Origin of the sequence: Bradyrhizobium hipponense, assembly GCF_008123965.1 — a bacterium.
Lineage (GTDB): Bacteria > Pseudomonadota > Alphaproteobacteria > Rhizobiales > Xanthobacteraceae > Bradyrhizobium > Bradyrhizobium hipponense.
In genome coordinates, this window is record NZ_VSTH01000015.1 from 36,673 (window position 1) to 53,999 (window position 17,327).

14 protein-coding genes and 1 pseudogene are annotated in these 17,327 nt (G+C 64.7%); 9 read left to right on the forward strand and 6 right to left on the reverse strand.

The genetic code is table 11. The annotated features are described in order from the left end of the window. Positions 1 to 3: 3 nt before the first annotated feature. The 9 genes from FXV83_RS04645 to FXV83_RS04690 all read left to right on the forward strand — a co-directional run bounded on the left by FXV83_RS04645 (position 4) and on the right by FXV83_RS04690 (position 9,826). Positions 4 to 906, forward strand: coding sequence for an NAD(P)-dependent oxidoreductase (locus FXV83_RS04645; RefSeq protein WP_148738030.1), 903 nt, complete (start codon positions 4 to 6; stop codon positions 904 to 906). 15 nt (positions 907 to 921) lie between these two features. Continuing rightward, on the forward strand, positions 922 to 1,806 hold the full coding sequence (locus FXV83_RS04650; protein ID WP_148738031.1) for an intradiol ring-cleavage dioxygenase: 885 nt from the start codon (positions 922 to 924) through the stop codon (positions 1,804 to 1,806). A 73-nt stretch (positions 1,807 to 1,879) separates the two neighbouring features. Then, complete coding sequence (locus FXV83_RS04655; RefSeq protein ID WP_148738032.1) at positions 1,880 to 3,274, forward strand: FAD-linked oxidase C-terminal domain-containing protein; 1,395 nt, start codon at positions 1,880 to 1,882, stop codon at positions 3,272 to 3,274. Continuing rightward, positions 3,271 to 4,797, forward strand: coding sequence for a sugar ABC transporter ATP-binding protein (locus FXV83_RS04660; protein WP_148738033.1), 1,527 nt, complete (start codon positions 3,271 to 3,273; stop codon positions 4,795 to 4,797). The genes FXV83_RS04655 and FXV83_RS04660 overlap by 4 nt, the downstream gene beginning before the upstream one ends. Then, entirely contained in the window at positions 4,790 to 5,740 is a 951-nt protein-coding gene (locus FXV83_RS04665) for an ABC transporter permease (protein WP_148738034.1), read from the forward strand. The genes FXV83_RS04660 and FXV83_RS04665 overlap by 8 nt, the downstream gene beginning before the upstream one ends. After that, the gene (locus FXV83_RS04670; RefSeq protein ID WP_148738035.1) at positions 5,737 to 6,714 is read left to right on the forward strand and encodes an ABC transporter permease; all 978 of its coding nucleotides are present in this window, start codon (positions 5,737 to 5,739) and stop codon (positions 6,712 to 6,714) included. The genes FXV83_RS04665 and FXV83_RS04670 overlap by 4 nt, the downstream gene beginning before the upstream one ends. A 43-nt stretch (positions 6,715 to 6,757) precedes the next feature. Beyond that, positions 6,758 to 7,726 carry a sugar ABC transporter substrate-binding protein gene (locus tag FXV83_RS04675; RefSeq protein WP_148738036.1) on the forward strand — a complete coding sequence of 323 codons (969 nt, stop codon included), beginning with the start codon at positions 6,758 to 6,760 and terminating at the stop codon, positions 7,724 to 7,726. A gap of 60 nt (positions 7,727 to 7,786) precedes the next feature. Continuing rightward, positions 7,787 to 8,074 (forward strand): YciI family protein, encoded by a 288-nt coding sequence (locus tag FXV83_RS04680; RefSeq protein ID WP_148738037.1) that lies wholly within the window; start codon positions 7,787 to 7,789, stop codon positions 8,072 to 8,074. 708 nt (positions 8,075 to 8,782) lie between these two features. Continuing rightward, positions 8,783 to 9,826 (forward strand): AraC family transcriptional regulator, encoded by a 1,044-nt coding sequence (locus FXV83_RS04690; protein WP_148738038.1) that lies wholly within the window; start codon positions 8,783 to 8,785, stop codon positions 9,824 to 9,826. A gap of 159 nt (positions 9,827 to 9,985) precedes the next feature. On the opposite strand, the gene FXV83_RS04695 is transcribed toward FXV83_RS04690, so the two are convergent. The 6 genes and pseudogenes from FXV83_RS04695 to FXV83_RS04720 all read right to left on the reverse strand — a co-directional run bounded on the left by FXV83_RS04695 (position 9,986) and on the right by FXV83_RS04720 (position 17,250). Further along, positions 9,986 to 10,948, reverse strand: coding sequence for a Bug family tripartite tricarboxylate transporter substrate binding protein (locus FXV83_RS04695; protein ID WP_148738039.1), 963 nt, complete (start codon positions 10,946 to 10,948; stop codon positions 9,986 to 9,988). A gap of 210 nt (positions 10,949 to 11,158) precedes the next feature. Continuing rightward, positions 11,159 to 12,761: pseudogene (locus FXV83_RS04700) on the reverse strand (ABC transporter ATP-binding protein). After that, positions 12,758 to 13,570, reverse strand: a complete 813-nt coding sequence (locus FXV83_RS04705; RefSeq protein WP_148738040.1) for an ABC transporter permease — start codon at positions 13,568 to 13,570, stop codon at positions 12,758 to 12,760. Before FXV83_RS04705 ends, FXV83_RS04700 begins: the two are co-directional and overlap by 4 nt. Beyond that, the gene (locus FXV83_RS04710; protein ID WP_148738041.1) at positions 13,567 to 14,511 is read right to left on the reverse strand and encodes an ABC transporter permease; all 945 of its coding nucleotides are present in this window, start codon (positions 14,509 to 14,511) and stop codon (positions 13,567 to 13,569) included. Before FXV83_RS04710 ends, FXV83_RS04705 begins: the two co-directional genes overlap by 4 nt. 13 nt (positions 14,512 to 14,524) lie before the next feature. Beyond that, positions 14,525 to 16,090: an ABC transporter substrate-binding protein gene (locus FXV83_RS04715; protein ID WP_235939307.1), complete on the reverse strand. Its 1,566-nt coding sequence runs from the start codon at positions 16,088 to 16,090 to the stop codon at positions 14,525 to 14,527. Further along, positions 16,090 to 17,250, reverse strand: a complete 1,161-nt coding sequence (locus FXV83_RS04720; protein ID WP_148738042.1) for a C45 family autoproteolytic acyltransferase/hydrolase — start codon at positions 17,248 to 17,250, stop codon at positions 16,090 to 16,092. Before FXV83_RS04720 ends, FXV83_RS04715 begins: the two co-directional genes overlap by 1 nt. Positions 17,251 to 17,327 lie beyond the last annotated feature (77 nt).

The window sequence follows — 17,327 nt, forward strand, 5'->3', positions numbered from 1 at the left end:
ACAATGACAGACGCTTCGAAGGATATCGCCTTCATCGGGATCGGCAAAATGGGCCTGCCGATGTCGGTGCTCGTCGCCAAGGCCGGTTACGCCGTCACCGCGTTCGATCAGAACGCGGCGCGGCTCAACGAGGCGCGCGCGCAAGGCATCGGCATCGCCTCCTCGCCGGCCGAAGCGGTTGCCGGACGCGCCGCGATCGTCACGTCGCTGCCGGATGACACGGCCTTGCGCGCGGCGGTGCTCGGCCCCACCGGTCTCATCGGCACGATGGCCCCTGGAGCCGTCCTGATCGAGACCAGCACCGTGAGCCCCGAGGCCTCTGCCGAAGTCGACGCCGCGGCGCAAGCGCGCGGCATTTCCTATCTACGCGCCCCTGTCTCCGGCAATGCCAGCATCGTTCACACGGGCGCACTGAGTTGCTTCGTCTCGGGCCCTAAGGACGTGTTCGAAAGCGTAAAGCCGCTGTTCACCGCCTTCACCCGTGCCCAGACCTATCTCGGCGCCGGCGAGGAAGCCCGCTACGCCAAGCTTTCCGTCAACCTGATGATCGCAGTCTCCGCCGCGATGATGGCCGAGAGCCTTGCGCTGGCACGCAAGGGCGGCATCGCCTGGCAGGACATTCTGAAGGTGCTCGACGACAGTGCGGTGGCCTCGCCCATGGTGAAGTACAAGACCGCGCCGCTCCGGGCGCGCGATTTCGACTCCACCTTCTCCTGCAAGCAGATGGCCAAGGATCTCGATCTCATCCTCGGTGCCGGCCATTCCGTCGGCGTACCCTTGCAGCTCGCCGCGCAGGTCCGCGAGACCTACGGCTCGCTGGTCGCGCAAGGCGATGGCGACACCGACTTCATCGCGACCGTCAAGCATCTCGAGCGGCTTTCCGGCCTCGGTGAGCCCAAACTCTGATCAGCGGAGGCGCATATGCGAAACTTCAACGAGAACACGATCACGGACGCGGTGCTTAAGCGGATCGCGGGCGCGACCGATCCCCGGATCAAGCAGGTCAGCGAAGCGTTGGTTCGCCACCTTCATGCTTTCATCCGCGAAGTGCGCCCGAGCCAGAAGGAGTGGGAATACGGCATCGATTTCCTGACCCGCACCGGTCACATGTGCGACGACAAGCGCCAGGAGTTCATCCTGCTGTCCGACACGCTCGGCGCCTCCATGCTGGTCGACGCGATCAACCATCCGGTGCCGGAAGGGGCGACTGAGACCACGGTGCTGGGACCGTTCTTCGTTCAGGCCTCACCTGAGAGGAACAGCGGCGACGACATCTCCGGCCCGATGGAGGGCGACCCGATGCTGGTCACCGGCTCGGTCTCGACCGTCGACGGACGACCCCTTGCCGGCGCTGTCGTAGACGTCTGGCATTCCGACGATGACGGCTACTACGACGTGCAGCAACTCGACAAGATCGGCGACCTCGCGATGCGCGCGCGCTTCCACACCGACCAGAACGGCCGCTTCCATTTCTGGTCGATCAAGCCTGCCGCCTATCCCATTCCGCACGACGGCCCCGTCGGCGAGATGCTCGAGGTGCAGGGCCGCCATCCATGGCGGCCGGCGCATGTGCATTTCATGATTTCCGCACCGGGCTTCGAGCAACTGGTGACGCATGTGTTCGTCGCCGGCGACCAGTATCTCGACAGTGACGTGGTGTTCGGCGTCAAGGACAGCCTGATCCGCGAATTTGTGCGCTGCCCGCCCGGCCGTGCGCCGGATGGTCGCATGGTGGACGCGACCTATTTCCACCTCAACTATGATTTCGGTCTGAAGCAGGTTGCGAGCACCGCGCAAGCGGCCTAAGCCGGACACAAACCAAACGGGCCGGCAGGAGTCCGCAATAAGAGTCTGCAAGAGGACAAGACGGGGAGAAATGATGGGACCGCGAGTCAGCATTGCCGCATTGGCCGATCGCCTGTCGGGCATGATCGGTCCGCGTGCCAGCGTTGCGCGCGGCGTGCTGGATCAGCACGGCCAAAGCGAATCCCACTACCGCAACCTGCCGCCCGACATCGTCGTCTTGCCGGAGACGACGATGGAGGTGGTGGAGATCGTCAAGCTGTGCGCCGGCGCGAACATGCCCATCGTTCCGTTCGGCGCCGGTACCTCGCTCGAGGGCAATGCGGCATCGGTTGCGGGCGGCGTCTGCTTCGACTTCGCGCGTATGAATAGGATGCTGACGGTGCACGAGAGCGACATGGATGTCGTCGTGCAGCCAGGTATTACCCGAAAGCAGCTTAATGCGGAGCTGCGCGGCACCGGCCTTTTCTTTCCAATCGATCCCGGCGCCGATGCCTCGATCGGCGGCATGACATCGACCAGGGCCTCCGGCACCATGGCGGTGCGCTACGGCACCATGAAGGACAATGTCATGGCGCTCGAGGTGGTGCTGGCCGACGGCCGCGTGATCCGCACGTCACAGCGCGCACGGAAGTCAGCGGCCGGCTACGATCTGACGCGGCTGTTCGTCGGTGCGGAAGGCACGCTTGGAATCATCACTGAGATCACGCTGAAGGTTCATCCCGTACCGCAAGCAATATCGGCCGCCGTTTGCAGCTTCGACAGCCTGCACGGCGCCGTCGACACCGCGATTTCCGTGATCCAGTCCGCGATTCCCGTGGCGCGCATCGAGCTGCTCGACGACGTCATGATGCGCGGCATCAATGCCTACGCAAAGCTGGGCTATCGCGAAACCCCGACCCTGTTCTTCGAATTCCATGGCTCCGAGACCTCCGTTGCCGAGCAGGCCGAAGCCGCGGAGGCAATTGCCGCCGAGCATGACGGTCATGGCTTTGCATGGGCAAAGGCGCCTGAGGATCGCAGCCGGCTCTGGCACGCGCGCGATAACACTCTCTATGCTGGGCTGGGCCTGCGGCCCGGCGCGCGCGCCGTGATCACGGATGTCTGCGTGCCGATCTCGCGGCTTGCGGAGTGCCTGACCCAGACGCGGCGGGACGCGGACGAGCACGGTTTTATCGCCCCGATCGTGGGCCATGTCGGCGACGGCAATTTCCACATGCTGATCCTCGTCGACCCCGCAAAGCCGGAGGAGATCGAAGGCGCCAAGGCGCTTCAAGCGCGCATGGTCGCCCGCGCCATTGCCATGGACGGCACCTGCACCGGCGAGCACGGTATCGGGCTCGGCAAGATCGAATATCTCACGGACGAGCTCGGCGAGGCCGTCGACGTGATGCGATCGATCAAGCGGGCACTCGATCCAAACGGACTGATGAATCCCGGAAAGATCTTCGCCAACGGAGCACGCGCATGAGCACCGCGGCATCGGCCATCGAGCCTGCCTCGCCTGTCCCGCTGCTGGAGCTGCGCGGCATCAGCAAGGAGTTTCCCGGCGTCAAGGCGCTGGACGACGTGTGCTTTGCCGTGTTTCCCGGCGAGGTCCACATGCTGTTAGGGGAGAACGGCGCAGGCAAGTCGAGCCTGATGAAGGTGCTGTTCGGCGCTTACCGCGCCGATGCCGGCGAGTTCTACTATAAGGGCGAGAAGGTCTCGATCACCTCGACCGCGGATGCGCAGAAACTCGGCATTGCCGTGATCTTCCAGGAATTCTCGCTCGTCCCCCATCTCGATATCGCACAGAACATCTTCTTCGGCCGCGAGCCGATGGGACGCATTCCCGGCACGATCGACCGCCGCAAGATCCTGGCCGACGCGAGGCGCGTGCTCGACATGATCGGCTTCGACATCGATCCGTCCACCACCGTCGACAAGCTCGGCGTCGCCCAGCAGCAGATGGTGGAGATCGCAAAAGCGATCAGCCAGAACGCGCGCATCCTGGTGATGGACGAGCCGACGGCCGCACTGTCCGACCGCGAGACCGAGCTGCTGTTCGCGCTGATCGCGCGGCTGAAGGCCGACGGCGTTTCCATCGTCTATATCTCGCACCGCATGGCGGAAGTATTCGCGCTCGGCGACCGCATCACCGTGCTGCGCGACGGCCGCCGCATCGACGGCGTCCGTCCCGCCGACGTCACCCCGGACCAGCTCGTCCGCATGATGGTCGGGCGCAACGTCGACATGACCTATCCGCGCAATTTTGCCGACAAGCCCGGAGAGATGCTGCTCGAGGTCAAGGGGCTGGCCTCGTCCACCGGCATTTCGGATATCAACATCGAGGTGCGCCGAGGCGAAATCGTCGGCCTGTGCGGGCTGGTCGGCTCGGGACGCAGCGAGGTCGCGCGCGCCATTTTCGGCGCCGATGCCATAACCTCCGGCGAGATCGTTTTCGATGGAAAGCCCATCATCGGGGAGCCCGACGTCGCGGCGCGCCGGGGTATCGCGCTGATCCCGGAGAGCCGCAAGAGCGAGGGGCTCGCGTTGTTGCGCTCGGTCGGCGACAATCTCGTGGTCTCGGCATTGCGAAAGCTGTTCCCGCGCGGCCTGTTCGACCAACGCAGCGCGCAGCGCACCTCCGACGGCCTGATCCGGCAGCTTAGGATCGCCACTCCGAGCGCGCGGCAGACCGTCGGTCTGCTCTCGGGCGGCAACCAGCAGAAGGTCGTGATCGGCAAGTGGCTGGCGGCCGGTTCAAAGCTCTTCATCTTCGATGAGCCCACACGGGGCATCGACATCGGCGCCAAGTCAGAGATTTTTGCGCTGATCGACCGCCTAGTGGCGGAAGGCGCCGCCGCCCTGATGATCTCGTCCGAGCAGGTCGAGATCTGCCATGTCTGTGACCGCGCCTATGTGATGCGCGAGGGACGCATCGCCGGCCACCTGACGCGCAGCGAGCTCACCGAGGAAAACATCGTGCGACTGGGGATGCATCATGCGTGAGACCGCCGTCGTTTCACAGCCCAATCCGCTGCAACGCATTCCCGGCGTCGCGATTGTGCTTGTGCTCCTGATCGCGCTGTTCGGCGCGATCGCACCGGGCTTCCTGTCGGTCGCCAACCTCTCCAACGTGCTGGTGCAGTCGACCATCCTGACCATGCTCGCGCTGCCGATGACGCTGATCATCATGACCGAGGGACTGGACCTGTCGATGGGCGCGGTGCTGACGCTGACCTCGCTCTGCGTCGCCATCGTATCGCTCGCGACGCAGTCGATGCTGCTGGGTCTCGGCGCCGGCCTGCTGGTCGGCGCGGCCTTCGGCACCGTCAACGGCTGGCTGGTCGCGATCCTCGGCATCCCGCCTTTTGTCGCGACGCTCGGCACGCTCGGCATGGCGCAGGGCCTGTCCCTGATCGTCAGCGACGGCCAGAGCGTGGTCGGCATCCCTCACAGCGTGCGCGACATCTACTCGGCCACGCTGCTGGGCGTGCCTGTCCCGATCGTGATGGCGCTCGTGACCTACGCGGGGTTTCACACGCTGCTCTATCATACCCGCTTCGGCACCTACATCTTCGCGCTCGGCGGCAACCGCGAGGCACTGCGCTATGCCGGGCTTTCGCCGAACCGGCTCCTGATCGCGGTCTATGCGATCGGCGGGGCCATGGCCGGCATCGCCGGCCTGCTGATGACCGCGCGAATGAATTCCGGCCATCCGACCGCGGGCCTCGGTCTCGAATTCGACGCGATCGCGGCCGTGGCGGTCGGCGGCACCTCGTTCGAGCGCGGCAATGGCTGGCTGCTCGGCACCCTGCTCGGCGTGATCTCCGTCGGCGTGCTGCGCAACGGACTCAATCTGATCTCGCTGCCGTCCTCGGTGCAGGTCGCAAGCGTCGGCGTCCTCGTCATCGTCGCACTGTTCCTCGACGGCCTTCGGAGCCGCGCATGACCGACATTACCAAAGGCGCCATCGCGCCGACCCGCTCCTTCCTGTCGCAGGACGCGATCCAGGTGTTCTATCGCCTGCTCGCCGCACTCCTGATCTGCGCGGTGCTGGCCGTGCTGAGCGATTCCTTCCTCAGCCTCGGCAACGTCCTCAACGTGCTGCGGCAGGCAAGCCTGACGTTCTTCATCGCCTCGGGCTTGACCCTCGTGGTCTTGACCGCGGGCCTCGATCTCTCGGTCGGCGCCAATGTCGCGCTGTCGGCCTGTATCGCCGGGACCGTGATCCACAAGACCGGCTCGCCTGCGCTCGGCATCCTCACCGGGCTTGCTTGCGGCGGCATCGTCGGGCTGCTCAACGGCGTGATGGTCACCGCGCTGCGCATCCCCTCCTTCATCGCCACCTACGGCATGCTCTGGGTGCTGAACGGCCTGACCTACTGGTACATGGCGGGCGAGACCCTTCACGGCTTTCCGGCAGGATTCCGCCAGATCGGCAGCGGCTATCTGTTTGGCCTCCCCATTCCGGTCTATCTGCTGCTGGTGTTCCTCGGGATCGGAACGCTGCTTGCTCAGCGGACGATCTGGGGCCAGGAGATCTATGCGATCGGCGCCAATCCGGTCGCGGCGCGGCTCTCGGGCATTCCCGTCGCGCGCCGCCTGCTGCTGGTCTACGCCGTCTCCGGCACGATGGCGGGACTCGCGTCGATCATCTTCCTGTCGCGGCTCAATTCGGCGGAGGCCGACATCGGTGAAAGCCTGACGCTGCCGGCGATCGCCGCCGTGCTGATCGGCGGCACCTCGCTGTTCGGCGGTGTCGGCACCGTGTTCGGCACCTTCATCGGCGCATTGATCCTGACCCTGGTGCTGAACGGCATGAACCTTTTGGCGGTCAGTGCAAACTGGCAGCCGCTCGTGACCGGCATCATCGTCATTCTCGCGGTCTGGCTCGACATGAAGACCCGGCGCCGCGCGCAATGAGTTTCTTGAAAGTTCAACAAGCAAAACGAGGGATGGAGGCAACATGAGACTGGGTTACCTGGCACTGCCGCTGCTGATGGCCGCGGCATTCACAACACAAGCGCGTGCGGATGGCGAGACCATCGCCGTCTTCACCAAGAACCAGACCAACCCGTTCTTCCAGACGGTGCGGGTCGGCGCCGACAACATGGCAAAGACGCTGAACGCCAAGACGCTGCAATACATCCCGACCAAGCCGGATTCGATCCCCGAGCAGCTCAGCCAGATCGAGGACGTCGTGGTGAAGAAGCCGAGCGCCATCGTCTTCACGCCGGTCGATTACAAGGCGATGGTGCCGGGCGTCGAAAAGGTCAACGAGGCGAAGATCCCCGTCGTCAACATCACCGACCGCTCCGCCGGCGGCAAGTTCATCTCCTTCGTCGGGGCCGACGATTACAGCCTGGGGCTGGAGACCGCGCGCTTCCTGCTCAAGACACTGGGCGGCAAGGGCAACATCGTCATCATCGAGGGTGTCAAGGGTTCGCTGACCAATGTCGACCGCGTCCGCGGCTTCAACGACGCGCTGAAGGAGAACAGCGGCGCAAAACTCCTGGCCTCGCAGCCCGGCAACTATCAGCGGCTCCAGGCGCTGCAGGTGATGGAGAATTTGATGCAGTCGAATGCGCAGATCGACGGCGTGCTCGCCGCCAACGACGCCATGGCGGTCGGCGCAATCGAGGCGCTCGACGGTGCCAACCGCAAGGCTCAGGTGATCGGCATCAACGGCACCAAGGAGGCGATCGACGCGATCAAGTCGGGCAAGCTGCTCGCAAGCGGCGACTACAACGGATTTGCGCAAGGGTGCCTCGGCACCATGATGGCGATCCGTACCTTGCGCAACCAGCCGGTCATCAACGAGATCGTGCTGAAGCCGACTGTGATCACCAAGGACAATTACCAGCCGTTCGACGTTCCGCTGGAGCAGCGGACCTGCCCGACCTTCGAGGACGCCGGCAAGCTCGGCGGCAAATAGGTCTATCAAAGCCAAATCCGGACGGCCGCCCTTGCGGCCGTCCCAAGAAACGGAGACATCATGCTGTTTGCAGTTCACGCCCTCGACCGCGCCGGCGCGCTTCCGACCCGGCTTGCCAATTACGACGCCCACAAGGCCTTCCTGAGCGACACCTCACGCTTTGGCATCAAGATCGTGATGTCGGGCCCACTCGTCTCGGACGACGGCGCGACAATGATTGGCAGCCTGTTCCTGATCGAGTCCCCTGGCCGCGCGGAGGTCGAAGCCTTCAACCGTGCAGATCCCTTTGCCGCAGCAGGGATCTGGGAAAAGGTCGCGATCACGGGCTTTCTGCGCCGCCAGGGTTGAAGGCAGCGCAGCACGCTCATGCGCCAACCCCAACGCCGTTGATGTTCAATTCGCACAGGATTTCGTGACGCTGCCCGCCGGTTGCTGGATTAAAAGACGCGAAAACAACCCCATGCACAGTAGGGATACCCTTGTTTCTAAAGCCAAATCCACACCGCTTCTCAAGCCAAATCCACGTCGCGCGTGGCTTTGACTGGTCGGGCAAAACAGCAGCACAATGCCATCATCAGCCCGACTGTCCCGCCCCCGCATCAACCCAGACCTCGTCTCCCGTGGCCCCGACCGGATAGAGCCGTAACGGCGGACTTGGCCAGCCGAAGAGATGCATCCGTCGCGCAAGTCGAACGATGCTGCGTGATGGGGACAAAACAGCCGGCCCGCCACCGCGTGCCCCAGACCGAGGTCCGCCTGTTCGTGCGGGTACGCGCGTTCGCCGGCGGCACCATGCCTCCCGTCTTGTTCGCATCGTGTCGTCACTAACAGCCGACCGAGCCGGACCTCGACCTGCAAGCTATTGATCTCTTTGGCGCAATTGACGGCTTTGCGACATGCGGTCGCACTACGCGCGCTTGCAAGTTCTAACAACCCTTAAGCATCTCTAACGAGCTTCGGGACAGGATCAGCCATATCGTTTGAGCATCGAAGTGCTGCATTCGGCAGCCCGGCAACCGCGCCGGCTGCCAGGGCACTCAGGAAACGGAACGAACGATGCTCACCGATATGCAAGCGGCCGGCGCCTGGTTCAGCCATGAAGCCTGCCAATCCGAAACCGACTTGCCCCAGCCGACGCGCGGCTTTCCTCACGAGCGAAAGTGGCGGGAGCCGGAGCAAACCGGGATCGCCGCCGAGGACATCACGATCTCGCGCTGGACTTGCGCGCGACCTGCCGCAAGGCGCGAAGAGGCGACGACGCCACCCGACCGGTACTTCATATCCATCGCATTGAAGACGACCCGTCTCAAGCTGACCAGGGGCACTCAGAGGATTTTCGACGGCATCATGCCGGCGGGCTCGCTCTATGTCGGCGGCCCCTCGCAGCACCTCAGCGCGCAGTTCGATGCCCCCTGCGATTTCCTGCACTTCCACATTCGGGTCGGTTGCCTTCCATCCGTCCAGTCCGGAACGGAGGCTTCGACCCCCGAAGGCCTCAACGACCTCGTGCTGTTGCGCGACCCGTTCGCCGCGCAGCTCGCAAAGGCGCTGACCGAACGGGGCAACTCGACCGACCAGGAATTCGCGCGCTGCATCGGCCAGACGCTGGCGCTGCACGTTGCCCGGCGTGAACCGCCACGTGCGAAGATCAATGCCTTGCCGAAATGGCGGCTGCGGCGCGTCGAGGAGTATGTCCGGACGCACTACGGCGAATGCATCAGCCTGTCCGATCTTGCCCGGGTCGCGGGGCTGTCGCGCATGCACTTTGCGGCACAGTTTCGTGCGGCGACGGGATACCGGCCGCGTGAGTACCTCCTGCACCAGCGCATCGAACACGCGAAATCAATCTTATCGAATTCCAGGACGCCCCTGGCCGAGATCGCGCTGGCCGTCGGCTTCTGCACGCAGGCGCATTTTTCGACCGTCTTCAAGCGCATCACGGGCGATACACCAGCACGCTGGCGATGTGCGAGGCGGAACGAACCATCTTCGATCACGGCGTTCGGCGGTAATCCCGCCCCCATGCGCACCTATTTGTCTCGTACCGCCGCAATGGGCCGGCGTGAATCATGCGAAATGAGAAACTTCCTAGGTTCGTGAAATATTTTGTCCGCCTGATCGGCGATGCTGCAAGTGTGAGTGACTGAGACCCCCACCAGTCACGGCTCGAGCCTCTCCTCCCAGGCCTGCGAGCCTCAGGGCCGTCCTTCCCCAAAGGACGGCCCTTTTTTGCCGCTGCACGGCCGGCATCGCTGGTCTTCAATCCCGCTTCAGCCCGATCGACTTGATGATGGGAGCCAGGCGCCTCAGTTCGTCCTCCACCAATCGCTGAAATTTGTCCGGGCTGGAATCGGCATCCGGCTCCATGCCTTGCGAACGGTAGGTTTCCTGTAGCGAAGGATCGGCCATCGCGCTGCGGGTCGCCGCGGATATGCGGTTCACGATCTCATCCGGGGTTGCCTTCGGCGCAAACAAGCCGAACCATCCGGCATAGCTGAGGTCCGGCATGCCGGCTTCTATGACCGTCGGAATTTCCGGCGCGCCGCTCAAGCGATTGCGGCTCGTCACGGCCAGCATGTGCAGCTTGCCGGCGCGGTGCAATTGCACGAGGTTGCTCGATACGACGGCGATCATCGCGGGGATCTCACCGCTGACGAGGTCGTTGGTTGCGGCCGCTATGCCGCGGTAGGGAATGTGGACGATATCGGCCTCGGTGCCCGATTGCCGCCTGAACATCTCGCCGACCAGATGATTGCCGGTGCCGACGCCTGGCGTGCCATAGGAAACCTTGCCGGGATTGTTCTTCACGTAAGCCGCCAGCTCTTGCATATCCCTGACCGGAAGCGAGGGATTCACGACGAAGGCAAGCGTACTGGTGATCAGGCGATAGATAGCCCGGAAATCACGGATCGGATCGTAGGCAGTGCGCGCCGAGGACAACGGTATCATGACCTGCGTGCTGCCATTGCCGAGCAGCAGCGAATAGCCGTCGGGCGCACTCTGTGCCACTACGGCAGAGCCGACCGCCCCGCCGGCGCCGCCCAGGTTCTCGACATAAATCGGCCCGAGCAGCGAGGCCGCCCTGTCGGCCCAAGGCCGGCCGATCTGATCACCCGCAGCACCCGCCGCATACGGGATCACCAGCCGGATCGGGCGAGAAGGATAATCGTTCGCGCATGCACAGCCGTGCCATGCGGCCAGCGCGGCAACAGACGCGGCCATTTCGAGGACTTCTCGCCGTGAAGGCTTCATAGTGCGCAAGTCAGAGATCTCCACCGTCGTTTTTACAACAGCGGAGCACGAGGAGATACCGCACGAAGAGGTGAGCTGCCATCTCGATATTGCTTCAAGGCCGCAACGCGCTCAACGTCCTCGCGTCAAATCTTCATGACACGATCGTGCGTCCGGCGCTCGCCGCAGAGCGTCCGTCGATCAGGATTTCCCCGCCGCTGCTCCGGCGAAATCCAGCACAGGCGCGGCCGCGAGCAGCGCCCTGGTGTAGTCATGCTGCGGGCGATCGAAGACGTCGTCACGCGAGCCCTGCTCGACGATCCGGCCGCCCTGCATCACCACGACCCGGTCGGCGACCTGCTCGACGGCGGCAAGATCATGGCTGATGAACAGGCAGGCGAAGCCATATTGCGCCTGGAGCCGCCCGAACAGCTTCAGCACCTGGGCCTGGATGGTCATGTCGAGCGCGGACACCGGCTCGTCCGCGACGACGAAGGCCGGCTGGCGCACGATGGCGCGCGCAATCGCGATCCGCTGCCGCTGACCTCCTGACAATTCGTGGGGCCAGCGCCTGGCGAGGCCGGCAAGTCCCACCTCCTCCAGCATCGCCTCTACGCGCCCGTCGCGCTCACCGGACGTCAATTGCGCCACGTGACGCAGCGGTTCGGCGACGATCTCGCCGAGGCGCATGCGCGGATCGAGCGAGGAATAGGGATCCTGGAACACCAGCTGCGAGGCGAGGCGAAAGTCGCGATCGGCCGTCGCCATGACGTCCTTGCCGCGGAATCTGATCTGACCGCCCGAGGCCGGGATCAGCCGCAGCATGGCGCGGCCGAGCCGTGGTCTTGCCCGAGCCGCTGCCGCCGACGACGGCGACCGTTTCGCCTGCGTCGATGTCCAGATCGACGCCATCGACAGCCGATACGCCGGCATCGCGGCGGAACAGCCGCTGCCGCCCGGCGAAGGCGACCTTGAGGCCGCGGACGCTGACGAGAGGCTCGCCGCCTTGCCGTTGTTTCGCGACAGTGCCGCGGCGCGGCAGGGCCTCGACCAGCCGCTTGGTATAAGCATCGTGCGGCGAAAACAGGATTTGCCGCGTCGTGCCGGTCTCGACCATCCGGCCCTGGCGCAATACCAGCGCGCGCTGCGCATAGCGCGACACGAGGCCAAGGTTGTGGGTGATCAGCAACACCGACGTGCCATGATCGCGGGCGAGCCCGACCATCAGGTCGAGCACCTCGCGCTGGGTCAGCGTGTCCAGCGCGGTGGTCGGCTCGTCCGCGATCAGGAGCTTTGGCTTCAACAGCATCACCGAGGCAAGCATGATGCGCTGGCGCATTCCGCCGGAGAATTCGTGCGGATAGGCGTCATAGGTCCGCTCGGGATCGCGGATCTGGACGCGCGCCAGCATGTCGAGGCAGCGACGTCCGATCTCGCGCTTTCCGATCCGCTCGTGCAGGCCGAGCCCCTCCGCCATCTGCGCCCCGACGCTGATGGCGGGATTGAGCGAGACCATCGGCTCCTGGAACACCATGCCCATGGCAGGCCCGCGCAGCGCGCGCATATGGCGCGCCGAGGCAGTCGCAAGCTCGACGCCGTCGAGCACGATCCGGCCGCCGGCCTTGCGAAGGCCGGGCGGCAACAGGCCGAGCACCGCGCGCGCCGCTGCCGTCTTGCCGCTGCCGGACTCGCCGACGAGGGCCAGAAACTCGCCGCGCTCGACGGTGAAGGAGATGTCGTCGACGACCGCAACCTTGCTGGCGGACGCCTCGATACGCAGATTCTCTACCGTGAGCAGTGTCATCCGTGCGCCATCCTGGGGTCGAGGCGATCGCGCAAGGAATCGCCGAGCAGGTTGATGCCGAGCAGCGTGAGCGCGATGCAGAGGCCCGGTGCGATCGAGAGCCAGGCGGCCGTCTCCATGAACGGACGGCTCGCCGCCAGCATGTTGCCCCAGGTCGGCGCCGGCGGCGGCACGCCGAGGCCGAGAAAGCTCAACGCGCTCTCGGCCAGCAGCACCCAGCCGAACATGCTGGTCGCGAGCACCGCGACCGGCGCAATCGCATTCGGCATCACGTGGCGGATCATCGAATAGACTTCCGAATTGCCGATGACGCGCGAGGCCTCGACATATTCCTTCTCACGGATCGACAGTACGGTGGCGCGCACCACGCGAACGACCGAGGGGATGTAGGCGAGGCCGAGCGCCAGAATGAGCCCGAGCTTGTTGGCGCCGACCACGATCATCACGGCCAGCGCCAGCAGGATGCCGGGGAACGCGAGCAGCGCGTCGTTGACGGCCATGATGACGCGGTCGGCCCAGCCGCGAATGTAACCGGCCGCGCAGCCGATCACCATGCCGGCCCCGATCGCCAGCAGCACCGTGACCAGAGCAATGACGACGCTGGCGCCTGCGCCGACCATGATGCGGCTCAGCACATCGCGGCCGAATTCGTCCGTGCCGAGCCAGTGCACAGGCGACGGCGCCTGCAGCCGCGCACGCAGATTGATGCGGAGCGGATCGAACGGCGTCCAGAAGGCTCCGGTGAGTGCCGCGCCGAGCAGGAGCGCCATGAGGGCGCCGCCGATCGCGGTGTTGGCACGTATCCTCATGCGACCGTCACCCTGGGATCGAACAGCGGATAGCAGAGGTCGACGATCAGGTTCACCACGACGTAGATCACGGCCGTAAACAACAGGCAGCCCTGCACCACCGGATAGTCGCGCGCGAAGATCGAATCGACCAGCAACCGTCCGAGGCCGGGCAGCGTGAACACGGTCTCGATGACGGCGATGCCGCCGAGGAGATGGCCGAGCACGAGCCCGATCAGTGTCCAAGTCGGCGCGAATGCGTTGGGCAGGACGTGCCGGGCAAGCACGCGCCATTCCGGCACGCCCTTGGCGCGCGCATGCGTGACATATTCGAGCCTGAGCACCTCGATCGAGGCGGCGCGCGCCATGCGCGTGAGCACGCCGATCTCCACCATCGTCAGCGTCGCGATCGGCAGCACGATGAAGCTCGACGCCTGCCAGAAGTCTTCCGCGAACGGCACATAGCCGATCACCGGCAGCCATTTCAGCTTGAGCCCGAACAGGAGCAGCAGCAGGAGACCGAGCCAGAAGCTCGGGATCGACAGCAGCAGCGTGGCGCCGCCGACGACGGACAGATCGAGCAGGCTGTTCTGCTTCCAGGCCGCGACGAGGCCGGCCGGAACCGCGATGCAGGCCGCCGCGGCAACCGCCACCAGCACGATGACCGCGCTGACCTGGAAGCGATCGAGGATCAGCGGCAGTACCGCGAGATTGTTGGTGATGGAGTGCCCGAAATCGCCGGCAGCAAGCTTTGCGATCCAATGCATGAACTGGACCGGGATCGGCTGATCGAGACCGAGCTGGGCGCGGAGCTGCGCCGCCTGCGCCGGATCGGCGGCATCGCCGAGCATGACCTGCACGGGATCGCCCGGAATGAGCCGGACCAGCGCAAACACGGCGATCGCGACCAGCAGCAGCGTCGGGATCGTCATGGCCAGCCGTCGTGCGAGGTAACCCAACATGGTGCGCCCTTGTCTACTGAACCGTGACGCCCCAGAACCGCGGCTGCGGATAGAGCCAGCCGGCATAGCCCTTGATGCCCTTGCGCAACGCAGTCAGCTCGGCACCGTTGAACAGCACGATCATCGGCACATCCGCGATGAAGCGCTTGTGCATCTCGTCGAACAGCGCCTGCCGCTTGGCCGTATCGTCGATCATCATGGACTGGCGCAGCATCTCCTGCGCCTCCGGATTGTCCCAGATCTTGCGCGGCTGTGCTGCTTTCGGCCCGGTCAGCATCTCGAAACTCAGGGAGGGATCGAGCCGCGCCGAATAGACGAAGGCCATCGACTGGTAGTCGCCGCGGTTGTAGCGGTCGAGCTGCGCCGCCCAGTCCATCACCTCGAGCTCGATATTGATCCCGACGGTCTGCGCCATTGCCTGCACCAGCACGGAGGAATCGAACACGAAGCTGTAGCGCTTGTTGGTGATCATCTTGATCGGCTGGCCGCGATAACCGGCCTCCAGCAGCAGCTTCTTGGCCTCGGCGATGTTCTGCACGTAGCCGTGCGACTGCGCCTCGCTGTAGAACGGGCTACCGAGCGGCAGCGCGGAATTGTTCGGCCGCGCCGTGCCCATCATCACGGCATCGACGATCTGCACGGTGTCGATCGACAGCGCAATGGCGCGGCGGATCCGCACGTCTTTCAGCAGTGGGTCTTTGGTCTGGAACAGGATGCCGGTGAGGCCGAGCGCGGGCGTGATGCTGAGCTGCACTTCGGGCCGCGATTTGAGCTCTTCGAGATCGGGGATCGACAGGCTCATGATCACGTCGAGCGAGCCGCTGAGCAACCCCGCCTTCGCCGCCGAGCTGTCCGGGATCACGTTGAAGCGCACGCGATCGACCTTGACGTCCTTGGCGCCGGTGTAACCGGTGCGCGGCTCGCTACGCGAGACATAGCCGTCGAAGCGGACGATATCGACATATTGCCCCCGCTTCCACTCCGCCAGCTTGAACGGGCCGGTGCCGATCGGAGCGATCCACTTGCCGTCTACGCCGACGGAGTCACGGTGAATGACAGCGGTCTGGCCGCAATCGGGCCGCGCCAGAGTCGAAAGGAACAAGGCCGTCGGCTGATCGAGCGTAATGGTCACGGTCTGCGGATCAGGCGCCTCGACCTTCTCGATCCGCGCGATGCCGGTGGCACCGAATTCGGACAGACAACGCCATTGCGTCGCCGGGTCGAGCCAGCGCTTCAGCGACCAGACCACGTCGTCCGCGGTCATGGTCGCGCCGTTGTGGAACTTGACGTCTTGCCGGAGGCGGAACGTGTAGGTTTTGCCTTCATTCGAGACGGCCCAGCTCTCGGCCAGCATCGGACCGACCGAGGTATCGTCACGGAAGGCGACCAGCCCCTCCACCACATGCGCGATCACGCCGTCGGTGTTAGCGTCGCGATTGGTGCCGGGATCGGTCGAGCGGATGTCGGCGTTGAGCCGCGTCCGCAACAATGTTTCGGCGCCGGCCTTCCCCAGCATCGCCAGCAGGGCCAGTGCGGCCAGACCGAGCGCCCATGTCGGCGACGGCCGCCGCCGGCGCATCACGCCGCCCCCGCCGCGGCCGACCGCTCGAACGCGGCCCGCCCGATCTCGTCGATCTCGAGCCGGTAGGTCGTGAACTCGCGATTGAGTGCCGGCAGCGGCGTCGCCTGCATCACTCCGCTCGCCGGCTCCATCAGGATCATCGCCACAGTGGCGCTGAGATTGTTGTTGAGATTGCGGCGCGGCGGACGGCACACCGACCAGGGATAGGCGAACTCGTCGAACAGCGCATTCTTGACGGTGTCGAAGCTGATGCTGCCGATGTGCGGCTGGAGCAGATCGCGGACGCGGATGTCGCGGTAGAGACTATCCGGCGTGTTGAAGATGCCGGTATCCTTCAACTTGCTGAGCGCGACGGGGCTGAGGAAGTTGTTGGCGTGGACCAGAAGGCCGTTCTGCGGATGCACCTGGAACGTCTCGTCGGGGGCACATTCGAAGTCGATCGCGACGCCCTCGCGGTGGCTGACGATCATGTTGTTGGCCGCCGACTTCTTGGTGCAATAGACCGCGCGCATTGCGAGCGCGAGATGCTCGTTCTCCAGCACCTTGCGACGGATCAGCGCCAAGGGCACGCCAACCTGGCGATAGTCGCGGTCGCTTTCGAGATAGTTCGCGGTGATCGCGATGCCGACGGAATTGAAGCCGCAGCGGCCGAGCGCGCCGGCCTCGGTGAATGTCATCAGATCAGGACCGTCGTCGCGCCGCACCTTCAGCACCACCGCGGTCTCAGCGCATTCGCGCTTCCAGTCCCAGTTCTGGGCGTGGATGAGACGGCCATTGGCGGATGCTTGCGGCAGCACGACGACGCCGGTGCAGCCATCCGGATCTTCCGGCGTTTTCAGGCGCGCACGGATCGCCGGATTGGCAAGCTTGATGATCTCGGTGCGGGCATTGAGCAGGACGACATCCTCGAACGGAACGTCGGCACCCTCGGCGATGCCGCGCATCTCCTCGATGTAGCTCGGCTCGAATTCCTCGATAACAGGCAGATAGTCCCGCACCAGCTCGGCCACGCCCTTCGCATCGAGCGAGAGCTCCTTCAACTGCGCGAAGTAATGCGACGTCCCCTTGCGAATGCGGTCCGCCGCCTTGTGCCCGTATTGACGTCCGCGCTCGCGAGGCGGACCAGAAATTTCGATCAGGGGAAAGGGTTCGACCATGGGGCGCCAGGTTCCTTTTTGAACTTCCTTTGCTTTCCGAAAAGCCTATTGTATTTTGTAACGACATGACACAAAAA

What these genes read in the sequence shown, in the direction of transcription:
- FXV83_RS04645 (WP_148738030.1), top strand. Translation starts at nt 4, where the DNA reads ATGACAGACGCTTCGAAGGATATCGCCTTCATCGGGATCGGCAAAATG.
- FXV83_RS04650 (WP_148738031.1), top strand. Translation starts at nt 922, where the DNA reads ATGCGAAACTTCAACGAGAACACGATCACGGACGCGGTGCTTAAGCGG.
- FXV83_RS04655 (WP_148738032.1), top strand. Translation starts at nt 1,880, where the DNA reads ATGGGACCGCGAGTCAGCATTGCCGCATTGGCCGATCGCCTGTCGGGC.
- FXV83_RS04660 (WP_148738033.1), top strand. Translation starts at nt 3,271, where the DNA reads ATGAGCACCGCGGCATCGGCCATCGAGCCTGCCTCGCCTGTCCCGCTG.
- FXV83_RS04665 (WP_148738034.1), top strand. Translation starts at nt 4,790, where the DNA reads ATGCGTGAGACCGCCGTCGTTTCACAGCCCAATCCGCTGCAACGCATT.
- FXV83_RS04670 (WP_148738035.1), top strand. Translation starts at nt 5,737, where the DNA reads ATGACCGACATTACCAAAGGCGCCATCGCGCCGACCCGCTCCTTCCTG.
- FXV83_RS04675 (WP_148738036.1), top strand. Translation starts at nt 6,758, where the DNA reads ATGAGACTGGGTTACCTGGCACTGCCGCTGCTGATGGCCGCGGCATTC.
- FXV83_RS04680 (WP_148738037.1), top strand. Translation starts at nt 7,787, where the DNA reads ATGCTGTTTGCAGTTCACGCCCTCGACCGCGCCGGCGCGCTTCCGACC.
- FXV83_RS04690 (WP_148738038.1), top strand. Translation starts at nt 8,783, where the DNA reads ATGCTCACCGATATGCAAGCGGCCGGCGCCTGGTTCAGCCATGAAGCC.
- FXV83_RS04695 (WP_148738039.1), bottom strand. Translation starts at nt 10,948, where the DNA reads ATGGCCGCGTCTGTTGCCGCGCTGGCCGCATGGCACGGCTGTGCATGC.
- FXV83_RS04705 (WP_148738040.1), bottom strand. Translation starts at nt 13,570, where the DNA reads ATGAGGATACGTGCCAACACCGCGATCGGCGGCGCCCTCATGGCGCTC.
- FXV83_RS04710 (WP_148738041.1), bottom strand. Translation starts at nt 14,511, where the DNA reads ATGTTGGGTTACCTCGCACGACGGCTGGCCATGACGATCCCGACGCTG.
- FXV83_RS04715 (WP_235939307.1), bottom strand. Translation starts at nt 16,090, where the DNA reads ATGCGCCGGCGGCGGCCGTCGCCGACATGGGCGCTCGGTCTGGCCGCA.
- FXV83_RS04720 (WP_148738042.1), bottom strand. Translation starts at nt 17,250, where the DNA reads ATGGTCGAACCCTTTCCCCTGATCGAAATTTCTGGTCCGCCTCGCGAG.